The organism is Burkholderia cepacia, assembly GCF_001039005.1.
Lineage (GTDB): Bacteria > Pseudomonadota > Gammaproteobacteria > Burkholderiales > Burkholderiaceae > Burkholderia > Burkholderia theae.
Genome location: NZ_LDWR01000047.1, coordinates 16,150 through 29,355, shown reverse-complemented (window position 1 = coordinate 29,355; position 13,206 = coordinate 16,150). Strand labels below are relative to the sequence as shown.

Sequence of the window (13,206 nt, the reverse complement as noted above, 5' to 3'; positions counted from 1 at the left end):
GCGACGAAAGTTAACACCGTCGTGTCCCGTTTACAACAGGCTCTCGCCACAAACAAAAATGCCGTTCAGTTGCTTAACTGAACGGCATTACGCCGCAAGGCGGGCTTTTTCGTTTTGCCGATCCGGAAGCGGCCACCTACGGCATCCGGCCCCGCGTTGCCGCAGTGCCGGGCGCCCGGGCCGCGACGGTCAGCGGCTGATCGGCTTGTAGCGCAGCCGCTTCGGCTTCGCGGCTTCTTCGCCGAGGCGAGCACGCTTGTCCGCTTCGTATTCCTGGTAGTTGCCGTCGAAGAACGTGACCTGCGAGTCGCCTTCGAACGCGAGGATGTGCGTCGCGATCCGGTCGAGGAACCAGCGATCGTGCGAGATCACCATCACCGAGCCCGCGAATTCGAGCAGTGCGTCTTCCAGCGCGCGCAGCGTTTCGACGTCGAGGTCGTTCGACGGTTCGTCCAGCAGCAGCACGTTGCCGCCCGAGATCAGCGTCTTCGCGAGGTGCAGGCGGCCGCGTTCGCCGCCCGACAGGTTGCCGACGATCTTCTGCTGGTCGCCGCCCTTGAAGTTGAAGCGGCCGATGTACGCGCGCGACGGCGTTTCGTACTTGCCGACCGTCAGCACGTCGGCGCCGCCCGAGATTTCCTCGAACACCGTCTTCGAGCCGTCGAGCGCGTCGCGGCTCTGGTCGACATACGCGAGCTTCACCGTCGGGCCCATCACGACCTCGCCCGAATCCGGCTGTTCCTTGCCCGTCAGCATCCGGAACAGCGTCGACTTGCCGGCGCCGTTCGGGCCGATGATGCCGACGATCGCGCCGGCAGGGATCTTGAGGTTCAGGTTGTCGATCAGCAGGCGGTCGCCGAACGCCTTGCTGACGTTCTTGAACTCGATCACTTCATTGCCCAGGCGATCGCCGACCGGGATGAAGATTTCCTGCGTCTCGTTGCGCTTCTGGTATTCCTGGCTGTTCAGCTCCTCGAAGCGCGCGATACGCGCCTTCGACTTCGCCTGGCGGCCCTTCGGGTTCTGGCGCACCCACTCCAGTTCCTTCTTGATCGCCTTCTGGCGCGCCGACTCCGACGCTTCTTCCTGCTTCAGGCGTTCTTCCTTCTGGTCGAGCCAGCTGCTGTAGTTGCCCTTCCACGGAATGCCGTGGCCGCGGTCGAGTTCGAGAATCCACTCGGCCGCGTTGTCGAGGAAGTAGCGATCGTGCGTGACGGCGACGACGGTGCCCGGGAAGCGCACGAGGAACTGCTCGAGCCAGTCGACCGATTCGGCGTCGAGGTGGTTGGTCGGTTCGTCGAGCAGCAGCATGTCGGGCTTTTCGAGCAGCAGCTTGCACAGCGCGACGCGGCGCTTTTCGCCGCCCGACAGGTGTTCGATCTTCGCGTCCCACGGCGGCAGGCGCAGCGCGTCGGCGGCCACTTCGAGCTGCTGCTCGGGGCTGCCGCCGTCGCTCGACGCGAGGATTGCCTCGTACTTCGCCTGTTCGGCCGCGAGCGCGTCGAAATCGGCGTCCGGCTCGGCATAGGCCGCGTAGATTTCCTCAAGCTTCTTGTTGGCCTGGAACAGGTCGCCGAGACCGTCCTCGACGGCTTCGCGCACCGTCTTCGTCGGGTCGAGCTGCGGTTCCTGCGGCAGGTAGCCGATGTTCAGGTTCGGCATCGGCGTCGCTTCGCCTTCGATGTCCTTGTCGACGCCCGCCATGATGCGGATCAGCGTCGACTTGCCCGAGCCGTTCAGGCCGAGCACGCCGATCTTCGCGCCGGGAAAGAACGACAGCGAGATGTCCTTCAGGATCTGGCGCTTGGGCGGCACGATCTTGCCGACCCGGTTCATCGTGAAAACGTATTGGGCCATTTGGGTGTGAAAGTCAGAAATGGTTGAGACTGCCGCGCAGCGTGCTGGCGTGGCGGCGTCGGGTGATTCGGTACGGAGCGTGCCGCGCGGGGCGCGGCGGCGTCGCCAGGTGTCGGCGGCGCGAGCGGCTATTGTACTTCGCCGCCGGCTGCCGCTGGCGCGGCGCAGGCATTCGGGCGCGCCGCGTTCACAGCCACGCGGCGACGCCGCCGTGCCCCGAGCACGTGCCGCGCCGATGGCGGCTGAAGCTGTACGTGTCGTCCCGGCAGCGCGCGCTCGCGCCTTCGGGCACGCGGCCCGATCTGGAATGCGCGGGCGCGTGCACGGTCTCGCCGTCGCGGTTGCGATACGTGTCGTGACGGTCGAGATCGGCTTCGTTGCCGTAGCCGGGCGGTGCGCGGTATGCATGCGCCGGAACGGGCAGGGTCGCGCAGGCGACGAAGAGCGCGGCCGACAGGGTCGCGATGTGCGTCGCGCGGCGCAGCAGGGCAGGCATGGTCTCTCTCTCGGTCGGTATGTTGTTGTCGATGTCGGGCCGCCGGCCCGCGCCGCATGTTAGCCGATCGGTTCCGGATCGGCGCCGGCGCTGCGCAGCGGAGCGACGTTACGCCGCGCCGGACATCGACGCCGCGCCGTCGGCCTGCGCGGCATCGAGAATCCAGCGGCGGAACGCGGCCACCTTCGGCCGCTCCGCGTGATGCGGCGGGTAGACGAGGTAGTACGCGAAATCGTCGAGCCATGCGACGTCGGCGAGCTGCACGAGCCGGCCGCTTGCCAGCTCGCCGCGCACCATCGCCGCCGGCAGCAGCCCGGCACCCTGGCCGGCGACGATCGCCTGCAGCAGCAGGCCCGAGTCGTCGAACGCAGGGCCGCGCGGCGGGCCGAAATCGTCGATCCGCTGTGCGCCGAACCAGATGTGCCAGCCCTTGCGCTCGGCGTCATGCAAGTGCGGCCAGCCGACGAGATCGGCCGGCGTCGCAGGCATGCCGAGCCGCGCGACGAGGTCGGGCGACGCGAGCGCGACGATCTCCACCGTCAGCAGACGCTCGCTGCACAGCCCGATGTAGCGCCCAAGGCCGTGACGGATCGCGACGTCGACGCCGTCGCGCGAAAAATCCGCGAGCGCGTGGCTCGTGACGACCTGCAGGTCGACGTCCGGGCAAGCCTCCCGGAACTGCGCGAGGCGCGGCACGAGCCATGCGGACGCGAAGAACGGCGTGACGCTCACCGTCAGCACGCCGCTGTCGGCGGCGCCCGACACACGCTGCGACGCATCGGCGATCTGCCGGAACGCGTTGCGCACCGGCGGCAGGTAGTCGCGGCCGGCGGCCGTCAGCAGGATGCCGCGGTTGACGCGCTCGAACAGTTGCACGCCGAGATGCGTCTCGAGCGTGCGGATCATCTGGCTCACGGCGCCGGGCGTGACCGACAACTCCTCGGCCGCCGATTTCACCGACAGGTGGCGAGCGGCCGCTTCGAATGCGCGCAGCGCATTGAGGGGTGGCAGGCGGGAACGATTCATTCAGTTTTTCTAAAGCGAAAGGCCGACGAAATATCGTTTGAGGCGATGCGTACGCGCGAGTACCGTTGTCGCATCAGATCGCATTGTTTGTGGCCGCCTCTCGGCGGCCGATGTGATCAACATAGTTCAACTATATCCATGAGGCAATCCGGACGCCGCTCGGCGGCCGGTGCGACCTGAGAGGAGCATCGTCATGAACCGCCCGGGCGCATCGCGCCTCTTTTACGGCTGGTACGTGGTCGCGGCTGCGTTTGCCGTCACGTTCGTCGGGTTTGGCAGCGCCTATACCTTCAGCGCGTTCGTCGAGTCGCTGCAGCGGGATTTCGCCGCATCGCGCGGGCAGATCTCGCTCGTGTTCTCGCTCGCCGGCTTCCTGTATTTCGGCTTCGGCATCGTCAGCGGGCCGCTTGCCGATCGCTTCGGCTCGCGGCGCCTCGCCATCGCCGGGATGCTGCTGACGGGCGCCGGGCTCGCGGCAGCCGGCGCCGCGCACACGCTGGTGCAGGTTTATGTCGCGTACGGGCTGGGTGTCGGTCTCGGCGTTGGCTGCGCGTATGTGCCGGCCGTTGGCGCCGTGCAGCGCTGGTTCGTGCGCCGGCGCGGCTTTGCGTCGGGGCTCGCGGTCGCGGGGATCGGCGTCGGCACGCTCGTGATGCCGCCGCTCGCGTCCGCGCTGATCGCGCATGTCGGCTGGCGCGGCGCGTATTTCACGCTGGCCGTGATCGCGGTGGTCGTGGGGGCGGGCATGTCGCTGCTGATCGAGAACGATCCGCGCGGGCGTGGACTGTTGCCCGACGGCGATGCCGCCGGCGACGGCGGCCGGAACGCCGGTGCTGCCGCGGCCGCCGCGACCGTGCATGCCGGCGCGACGGTGCGCGAAGCCGTCACGTCGCGGCCGTTCGCGAGCCTCTATGCGGCATGCCTCGTGTGCTCGTTCGGCGTGTTCGTCCCGTTCGTTCACCTCGTGCCGTACGCGCTCGATCATGGCGTCGCGCCATCGACGGCCGTGCTGCTGCTCGGCGCGATCGGCGTCGGCAGCACGGCCGGCCGCTTCTTCCTCGGCGGCCTCGCCGACCGCTTCGGCCGCCGAACATCGCTGCTCGCGATGTTCGCGGGCATGGCCGTCGCGCTCGTCGCGTGGGCGGGCGCCGGCACCGTCGCGACGCTTGCCGCGTTCGCACTCGTGTTCGGCGTGTTCTACGGCGGCTGGGTCGCCGTGCTGCCGGCAGTCGTGATGGACTACTTCGGCGGGCGCAACGTGAGCGCGATCATCGGCATCCTGTATACGAGCGTCGCGTTCGGCACGCTGATCGGGCCGGCCGCCGCCGGCTTCATCTACGACGCGGGTGGCGGCTATCTCGTGCCGATCCTCGCGAGCGCCGTCGCGAATGCGATCGCATTCGCCATCGTCGCGACCACCGGACGGGCGCCGACGGCCGCGCGTGCGGTCGGCGGATAGGCGCACCGGGCTGGGCGCGCCGGACGATTTCCGGTAGGGTGGCCGGACCGTCAACCATCGACGAACGGTCGGGGAGGCATCGTGACATTCGACGAAGTCCGGCAGATCGCGCTGGCGTGGCGCGGCGTCGAGGAGGGCACGTCGTACGGCACGCCCGCACTCAAGGTGAAGGGCAAGATGCTCGCGCGGCTGCGCGAGGACGGCGACACGCTCGTCGTGAAGGGTGTCGGCCCCGACGAGCGCGCGTGGCTGATCGAATCGGAGCCCGACGTGTATTACGTGACCGATCACTATGTGGGCTGGCCGATCGTGCTGGTACGCTTGTCGGCCGCGCATCCCGACGCCGTGAAAAACCTGCTTCTGCGAGAATGGCACGCGATCGTACCGGCCAAGTGGCGCGACGAAGCGGCGCGCGGCTCGATCTGAGCGTTCGGCGCGCCACGCTGCCGACATACCTTAGACGCAAGCGGCCTGACGGCTCGCAAGCCGGCGTCGCACCGGATCAAGCGTTGCATCGGTTCGCATCGATGCAACAAGTGGTTCCATCGAAATTCTTCAATTGGTTCTTAGTGAAGAACCGTTTGATGCTTACACTCCTTCGCTTCGAAGGTGGCTGACGAAAGCCGATGGAAAGGGCGCTCGCGATGCGCCGGCACCCTGCGTGCCGCATCGCACCCGCAGCTTCGCAGACTGCGCGGCGCACCGACCCGAACGGCCCCGTCCGGCCTCATGCCCGCGTGCGATGCACGCGCGGCCGCAGCCGGACTCAAGAACGACAACTCCCCGCGCCGCCTTCATGCGACACCCGGTCGAACCGGAACCGTTTTTTGGAGAGAGACAGATGAGTGGAAGCAACACAGGCCTCGGCACGGGTCTGAAGCAGCGTCACGTGACGATGATGTCGATTGCCGGCGTCATCGGCGCGGGCTTGTTCGTCGGCTCCGGCCACGCGATCGCGGAAGCCGGTCCGGCGTCGATACTCGCGTATGCGATCGCGGGCGTGCTGGTCATCCTGGTGATGCGCATGCTCGGCGAGATGGCCGTCGCGAATCCCGACAGCGGGTCGTTCTCGACCTATGCCGATCGCGCGATCGGCCACTGGGCCGGCTTCACGATCGGCTGGCTGTACTGGTGGTTCTGGGTGCTCGTGATCCCGATCGAGGCGACGGCCGCCGCAACCATCCTCAATGCCTGGTTCCCGGGCATCGCGACCTGGATCTTCGCGCTCGGCATCACGCTGCTGCTCACCATCACCAACCTCTTTTCCGTCAAGAACTACGGCGAATTCGAATTCTGGTTCGCGCTGATCAAGGTCGTCGCGATCGTCGTGTTCCTGTGCATTGGCGGCGCGGCGATCGTCGGCATCGTGCCGGCGCCGGCCGTATCGGGCGTGTCGAACCTGTTCGCGCATCAAGGCTTCATGCCGAACGGCGCCGGTGCGGTGCTGGCGGCGATGCTGACGACGATGTTCTCGTTCCTCGGCACCGAGATCGTGACGATCGCGGCGGCCGAATCGGACAACCCGCAACGCCAGATCGTGCGTGCGACGAACTCGGTGATCTGGCGCATCACGTTGTTCTATCTCGGCTCGATTCTGGTCGTCGCGGCCATCGTGCCGTGGAACGATCCGCTGCTGCCGACGCACGGCTCGTATCAGCGCGCGATGGAGCTGATCGGCGTCCCGAACGCGAAGGCGATCATCGACGTGATCGTGCTCGTGTCGGTCGCGAGCTGCCTGAATTCGGCGTTGTACACGGCGTCGCGGATGCTGTTCTCGCTGTCGAAGCGCAACGACGCGCCTGCGTTCCTGCATCGCACCGATTCGACCGGCACGCCGCGGGCGGCCGTGCTCGCGTCGACGGCATTCGGCTTCGTGACCGTGATCGCGAACTACCTGATGCCGGAGCACGTGTTCGGCTTCCTGCTCGCGACGTCGGGCGCGATCGCGCTGCTCGTGTACCTCGTGATCGCGATCTCGCAGCTGCGGATGCGCAAGACGCTCGAATCGAGCGGCGCCGACCTGACGCTGCGGATGTGGATGTTCCCGTGGCTCACGTGGGCCGTGATCCTGTTCATCTGCAGCACGTTGACCGTGATGTTCGTCAGCGAGGATCACCGGATGGAAGTGGGTGCGACGGTCGTGCTGGCGTTGCTTGTGCTGCTTGCGTCGTGGCTGAACAAGCGAGGTCGCGATGCGCAGGCGAATGCGGGGCGGCGGGTGTCGGCGACGTGATGCAGTGAAGTGACGGTACGGCGGGAAGGACCCGCCATGAAAAATGGCCCGATCGGCGTTTGCCGGTCGGGCCATTTGTTTTGCGTGCCTGGGTACGCGATGCGCGATGCCGTACCTATCGCACGGCATCGGTTGCTGCAGGCGTCAGACGTTGAACAGGAAGTTCATCACGTCGCCGTCGTGCACGACATATTCCTTCCCTTCCGCGCGCATCTTGCCGGCTTCCTTCGCGCCTTGCTCGCCCTTGTACGTGACGTAGTCGTCGAACGCGATCGTCTGTGCGCGGATGAAGCCGCGCTCGAAGTCGGTGTGGATCACGCCGGCCGCCTGCGGTGCGGTATCGCCGATATGGATCGTCCACGCGCGCACTTCCTTCACGCCCGCGGTGAAGTAGGTCTGCAGGCCGAGCAGCTTGAAGCCCGCGCGGATCACGCGGTCGAGGCCCGGCTCTTCCATGCCCATGTCGGCGAGGAACGCTTCCTTGTCCGCGTCGTCGAGATCGGCGATTTCCGCTTCGATCGCCGCGCACACGGCGACCACCGGCGCGTTTTCGCTTTCCGCGTACTTGCGCACCACGTCGAGGTGCGGATTGTTCTCGAAGCCGTCGTCCTTCACGTTGGCGACGTACATCGCCGGCTTCGCGGTGATCAGGCAGAACGGCTTGAGCAGCGCCTCTTCGTCGTCCGACAGTGCGAGGCCGCGCACGGCCTTGCCCTGGTCGAGTTGCGCGCGCACCTTGTCGAGCACCGCGACGAGCTTGCCCGCTTCCTTGTCGTTGCCCGACTTCGCGGCCTTCGAGTAGCGCGCGAGCGCCTTCTCGACGGTGCCGAGGTCGGCGAGCGCGAGTTCGGTGTTGATCACTTCGATGTCGTCGATCGGGCTGACCTTGCCGGCAACGTGAATGACGTTCTCGTCCTCGAAGCAGCGCACGACGTGCGTGATCGCGTCGGTTTCGCGGATGTTCGCGAGGAACTGGTTGCCGAGGCCTTCACCCTTGCTCGCGCCCGCAACGAGGCCGGCGATATCGACGAATTCGACGACGGCCGGCACGACGCGCTCGGGCTTGACGATCTCGGAGAGCGCGTTCAGGCGCGTATCGGGCACTTCGACGATGCCGACGTTCGGCTCGATCGTGCAGAACGGGTAGTTCTCGGCGGCGATGCCGGCCTTGGTCAGCGCATTGAACAGGGTGGACTTGCCGACGTTGGGCAAGCCGACGATGCCGCATTTGAGGCTCATGGAATCCTTCGGACGGGTAAAGCGGCGCGGCCGGACAGGGCACGGCGGCGCGGGAAAAAAGGGCGGCCGGCGCTTGGGGCGCGGCGGGCCGACGGTCAAAAGCGCTATTGTACCGTGCCGACGCCCCGGATTCCGGGCTTGCGCCGAACGGCGGATGCGGCGGGCCGCCGCGCCACCGCATCCACCCGCGATTCTGCTGATTTCCCGCAAAGTCCAGCCGCGTAAGGGTTTGGCCCCGCAGCTATAATGCCCGCCATGACTGCCCACCACACCTTCGATGTCGCCGTGGTCGGCGGCGGGCTCGTCGGCAAGACGGCCGCGCTCGCGCTGACCCAGTCCGGCTACAAGACTGCCTTGCTCGCCCAGCCGGCCACGCCGCGCCCCGCCGATCTCGCGTTCGACACGCGCGTCTACGCGCTGTCGTCCAGCTCGCAGGCGTTGCTCGAGCGGCTGCGGGTCTGGCAGGCGCTCGACCACAGCCGGCTCGCGCCCGTCTACGACATGCGCGTGTACGGCGATGCGCACGCGGAACTGCATTTCTCCGCGTACCAGGCCTCCGTGCCGCAGCTCGCGTGGATCGCCGAATCGTCGCTGGTCGAGACGTCGCTGGATGCCGCGCTGCGGTTCCAGCCGAACCTTACGTGGTTCGATGCGCGCGCACAGGGCTTCGACGTGCGCGACGATGCGGCCGTTCTCACGCTGTCGTCGGGGCAGGTGCTGGAAGCGGACCTCATCGTCGGCGCCGACGGCGCGCATTCGTGGGTACGTTCCCAAATGGGGGCCAAAGTCGAGCGGCTCGATTACCGGCAGACGGGCGTCGTCGCGAACTTCAAGGCGTCGCTGCCGCACCGCGAAACGGCTTACCAGTGGTTCCACGAAGGCGAGATCGTTGCGCTGCTGCCGCTGCCGGACGGTCACGTGTCGCTCGTATGGTCCGCGCACACCGCCCATGCGGACAAACTGCTCGCACTCGATCCGGCGCAGCTGGCGGCGGAGGTCGAGCGCGTGTCGCATGGTCAGGTCGGCACGCTCGAATGCGTGACGCCGGCCGCCGGCTTCCCGCTGGCGCTGCAGACGGTCGACAAGCTGATCGCGCCGCGCGTCGCACTCGTCGGCGATGCCGCGCACCTGATCCACCCGCTCGCGGGGCAGGGGATGAACCTCGGGCTGCGCGACGTCGCGGCGCTCGCCGACGCGATCGCGGGCAAGGAAAGTTTCCGCAACCTCGGCGATACGGTGCTGCTGCGCCGCTACGAGCGTTCGCGGCGCGAGGACATCCGCGCGCTGATGGTCGCGACCGACGGCCTGCAGCGGCTGTTCGCGGTGCCGGGCCCGCTCGCGAAGGCCATACGCAATGCGGGCATGGCATTCGTCGGCGCGCAGCCGCTCGTGAAGCGCTGGCTCGTGTCCTCCGCGCTCGGTTGAGCGAACCTTCGGCCGTATCGCCGGTCGGACTCGATTCCGTTACGGCGTACACTGTGCCGTGCACTCCGATTGAGCTGAAGGAAGATTTCGATGAAAAAAACGATCCGCATCGCGTCGCTGGCGCTGGCCGTCACGATGGCGACGCTGGGCTGCACCGCGCAGGCCGACCAAACCACCGACAAGCTGAAAGCGACGCTGCAGGCCCGTCTCGGCAACGACGCGCCGATCAAGAGCGTGTCGAAATCGCCGGTCGCGGGCCTTTACGAGGTGAACCTCGGCTCGCAGATCATCTATAGCGACGCGGCGGGCGACTACGTGCTGCTCGGCGATCTCGTCGACACCAAGACGCACAAGAACCTGACCGACGCCCGCCTGTCCGAAATCAACAAGATCGACTTCGCGAGCCTGCCGTTCGCGAATGCGATCAAGGTCGTCAAGGGCAACGGCGCACGCAAGATCGCGGTGTTCTCCGATCCGAACTGCCCGTACTGCAAGAAGCTCGAGACGACGCTGCAGTCGATCGACAACGTCACCGTCTACACGTTCCTGTACCCGGTGCTGTCGCCCGATTCGACCGTGAAGTCGAAGGCGATCTGGTGCGCGACCGATCGCGCGAAGACGTGGCAGAACTGGATGCTCGACCATCACGCGCCGTCCGGCGCCGGCACCTGCGATACCAGCGCGCTCGACAAGAACCTCGCGCTTGGCCGCGGGATGAACGTCACGGGCACGCCGACGATCTTCCTGCCGGACGGCCGCCGCCTGCCGGGCGCGGTATCGGCCGACCAGCTCAATCAGGCGCTCGCCTCGAGCAAGTAACCGACCGACACGCCGGGCCGCATGGCCCGGTCAGCGAGGGGCGCCCGCGTTATCTGCCGGCGCCTCTCTTCGTTTTCGCCGCCGTATTCGACCGATTGCCACGATGACCCAGCCGATCCGCTATTCGATTGTCCCGAAAGATCTTGCCGCGCACCTGTTCGAGGTGTCGGTGACGGTCGCCGATCCCGATCCCGAAGGTCAGCGCTTCTCGCTGCCGGTGTGGATTCCGGGCAGCTATCTCGTGCGCGAGTTCGCGCGCAACATCGTGACGCTCGGCGCGTTCAACGACGCGGGCCGCAAGGTGCGGATCGCGAAAACCGACAAGCACGCGTGGCAGGCCGCGCCCGTGAACGGCGCGCTGACGCTGCGCTACGACGTGTATGCGTGGGATCTGTCAGTGCGCTCCGCGTATCTCGACGAATCGGGCGGTTTCTTCAACGCGACGGCCGTGTTCCTGAGCGTCGCCGGCCGCGAGGACGCGCCGTGCGAAGTCGACATCGCGAAGCCGGCCGGCGCGGCGTTCCGCGCGTGGCGCGTCGGCACCGCGCTGCCCGAGGCGCGCGGCACGAAGCGCTACGGCTTCGGCGCGTATCGCGCGTCGAACTACGACGAGCTCTCCGACCATCCGGTGACGATCGGCGAATTCGCGCTCGCGACGTTCGACGCGCACGGCGTGCCGCACGACATCGTGATCGCGGGGCGCGTGACGCAGCTCGACCTGGAGCGGCTGCGTACCGACCTGAAGCGCGTGTGCGAAGCGCAGATCGCGCTGTTCGAGCCGAAATCGAAGAAGGCGCCGATGGACCGCTACGTGTTCATGACGCTTGCGGTCAGCGACGGCTACGGCGGCCTCGAGCATCGCGCGTCGACCGCACTGATCTGCAATCGGACCGACCTGCCGGTGAAGGGGCGGCCCGAAACGACGGAAGGTTATCGCACGTACCTCGGCCTCTGCAGCCACGAGTACTTCCACACGTGGAACGTGAAGCGCATCAAGCCGGCGGCGTTCGTGCCGTACGACCTGACGCGCGAGAACTACACGTCGCTGCTGTGGCTGTTCGAAGGCTTCACGTCGTATTACGACGACCTGATGCTGGTGCGCAGCGGGCTGATGTCGCAGGACGAATATTTCGCGGCGCTCGGCCGCACGGTCGGCAGCGTGCTGCGCGGCACGGGCCGGCTCAAGCAGAGCGTCGCGGAAAGCTCGTTCGACGCGTGGATCAAGTACTACCGCCAGGACGAGAACGCGACCAACGCGATCGTCAGCTACTACACGAAGGGTTCGCTCGTCGCGCTCGCGTTCGATCTCGCGATCCGTGCGCAGACGCGCAACCGGAAGTCGCTCGACGACGTGATGCGTCTGCTGTGGCAACGCTACGGCCGCGATTTCTACCGCGGCAAGCAGGCGGGCGTCGAGGAAAACGAAGTCGAGGTGCTGATCGAAGAGGCGACGGGTGTCGCGCTCGGCCGCCTGTTCGCCGACGCGGTGCACGGCACGCGCGACCTGCCGCTCGCCGAGTTGCTCGCGCCGCTCGGCGTGACGCTCGCGCCCGATGTCGCGAACGGCGCGGCCGCGAAACCGACGATCGGCGCGCGCCTGCGCGGCGGCGCGGACTGCACGTTCGCGGCTGTGTACGAAGGCGGCGCCGCGCATCGCGCGGGGCTGTCGGCCGGCGACACGCTGATCGCGGTCGACGGGCTGCGCGTCACGGGCACGAACCTCGACGCGCTGCTCGCGCGCTACCGGCCGGGCGACAAGGTTGAGATTCACGCATTCCGCCGCGACGAGCTGCGCACCGCAAAGCTGAAGCTCGACGGCCCGGAAGTGACGCGTTACCGGCTGACAGCCGCCGCCAAGCCTGCGGCATCGCTCAAGGCCCGCGAAGCCTGGCTGAAGGGCTGACGACACGAAGACGGGAATCGGGGCGCGATCTGTAATTGTTCTGCTGTTGCAACAATCCGTCGCCCTGAACCCGCTTTTTCGCGCTCATGCGGCCACGCACAATGGCGTCACTCGCGCTACCGAAGCGCAACCCAACCGGAGCATGACATGACGACCATTCTGCAAATCAATTCCGCGGCGCGTTCGCAAGGCGCGCAATCCACGCTGCTGGCCAACGAACTGACGGCAAAGCTGCAACAATCGAACCCCGGCGCGAAGGTCGTGGTTCGCGATCTGCTGGCCGATGCGCTGCCGCACCTCGACGAATCGGTGCTCGGCGCGTTCTTCACGCCGGCCGACCAGCGCACCGCGGAGCAGAATGCGATCGTCGCGAAGAGCGATGCGCTGATCGCCGAACTGCAAGCCGCCGACATCATCGTGATCGGCGCGCCGATGTACAACTTCGGCATCTCGTCGCAACTGAAGACGTACTTCGACTGGATCGCACGTGCAGGCGTCACGTTCCGCTACACCGAGAATGGTCCGGAAGGTCTGATCAAGGGCAAGAAGGTTCACGTGGTGACGGCCCGCGGCGGCAAGTATGCCGGTACGCCGAACGATAGCCAGACGCCGTACCTGCGCACGTTCCTCGGCTTCGTCGGCATGACCGACGTGAGCTTCATCTTCGCGGAAGGCCTGAACCTCGGGCCGGATGCGCAAAGCGCCGCGCTGGCTAGCGCCCGCGAAGCGATCGCCGCCGCGTAAGGTCG

At 67.0% G+C, this 13,206-nt stretch carries 11 protein-coding genes; 7 read left to right on the top strand and 4 right to left on the bottom strand.

The genetic code is table 11. The features are described from left to right. Positions 1 to 189: 189 nt before the first annotated feature. The 3 genes from ettA to gcvA all read right to left on the bottom strand — a co-directional run bounded on the left by ettA (position 190) and on the right by gcvA (position 3,379). The gene (gene ettA, locus VL15_RS27225) at positions 190 to 1,857 is read right to left on the bottom strand and encodes an energy-dependent translational throttle protein EttA (protein ID WP_048249762.1); all 1,668 of its coding nucleotides are present in this window, start codon (positions 1,855 to 1,857) and stop codon (positions 190 to 192) included. Between the two features lie 187 nt (positions 1,858 to 2,044). After that, the gene (locus VL15_RS27220) at positions 2,045 to 2,353 is read right to left on the bottom strand and encodes a DUF3761 domain-containing protein (RefSeq protein ID WP_048249761.1); all 309 of its coding nucleotides are present in this window, start codon (positions 2,351 to 2,353) and stop codon (positions 2,045 to 2,047) included. 108 nt (positions 2,354 to 2,461) lie between these two features. Further along, positions 2,462 to 3,379 carry a transcriptional regulator GcvA gene (gene gcvA / locus VL15_RS27215; protein WP_048249758.1) on the bottom strand — a complete coding sequence of 306 codons (918 nt, stop codon included), beginning with the start codon at positions 3,377 to 3,379 and terminating at the stop codon, positions 2,462 to 2,464. A gap of 193 nt (positions 3,380 to 3,572) precedes the next feature. On the opposite strand from gcvA, the gene VL15_RS27210 reads away from it, so the two are divergent. The 3 genes from VL15_RS27210 (at position 3,573) to gabP (ending at position 7,071) form a co-directional block, all read left to right on the top strand. Continuing rightward, positions 3,573 to 4,838: an MFS transporter gene (locus tag VL15_RS27210; protein WP_048249757.1), complete on the top strand. Its 1,266-nt coding sequence runs from the start codon at positions 3,573 to 3,575 to the stop codon at positions 4,836 to 4,838. An 81-nt stretch (positions 4,839 to 4,919) separates the two neighbouring features. Next, positions 4,920 to 5,264 carry an MmcQ/YjbR family DNA-binding protein gene (locus VL15_RS27205; RefSeq protein ID WP_048249755.1) on the top strand — a complete coding sequence of 115 codons (345 nt, stop codon included), beginning with the start codon at positions 4,920 to 4,922 and terminating at the stop codon, positions 5,262 to 5,264. Between the two features lie 415 nt (positions 5,265 to 5,679). After that, positions 5,680 to 7,071 (top strand): GABA permease, encoded by a 1,392-nt coding sequence (gabP, locus tag VL15_RS27200; RefSeq protein ID WP_048249754.1) that lies wholly within the window; start codon positions 5,680 to 5,682, stop codon positions 7,069 to 7,071. 144 nt (positions 7,072 to 7,215) lie between these two features. Here the strand turns inward: gabP and ychF are convergent, their stop codons facing one another. Continuing rightward, entirely contained in the window at positions 7,216 to 8,310 is a 1,095-nt protein-coding gene (gene ychF, locus VL15_RS27195; protein ID WP_048249753.1) for a redox-regulated ATPase YchF, read from the bottom strand. 246 nt (positions 8,311 to 8,556) lie between these two features. Here ychF and VL15_RS27190 point away from each other — a divergent pair, with 246 nt between their 5' ends. The 4 genes from VL15_RS27190 (at position 8,557) to VL15_RS27175 (ending at position 13,201) form a co-directional block, all read left to right on the top strand. Then, entirely contained in the window at positions 8,557 to 9,735 is a 1,179-nt protein-coding gene (locus VL15_RS27190; RefSeq protein ID WP_048249752.1) for a UbiH/UbiF family hydroxylase, read from the top strand. Between the two features lie 90 nt (positions 9,736 to 9,825). Then, positions 9,826 to 10,554: a DsbC family protein gene (locus VL15_RS27185; protein WP_048249751.1), complete on the top strand. Its 729-nt coding sequence runs from the start codon at positions 9,826 to 9,828 to the stop codon at positions 10,552 to 10,554. Positions 10,555 to 10,657: 103 nt separating this feature from the next. Continuing rightward, positions 10,658 to 12,457 carry a M61 family metallopeptidase gene (locus tag VL15_RS27180; RefSeq protein WP_048249750.1) on the top strand — a complete coding sequence of 600 codons (1,800 nt, stop codon included), beginning with the start codon at positions 10,658 to 10,660 and terminating at the stop codon, positions 12,455 to 12,457. Between the two features lie 147 nt (positions 12,458 to 12,604). After that, positions 12,605 to 13,201: an FMN-dependent NADH-azoreductase gene (locus VL15_RS27175; protein ID WP_048249749.1), complete on the top strand. Its 597-nt coding sequence runs from the start codon at positions 12,605 to 12,607 to the stop codon at positions 13,199 to 13,201. Positions 13,202 to 13,206 lie beyond the last annotated feature (5 nt).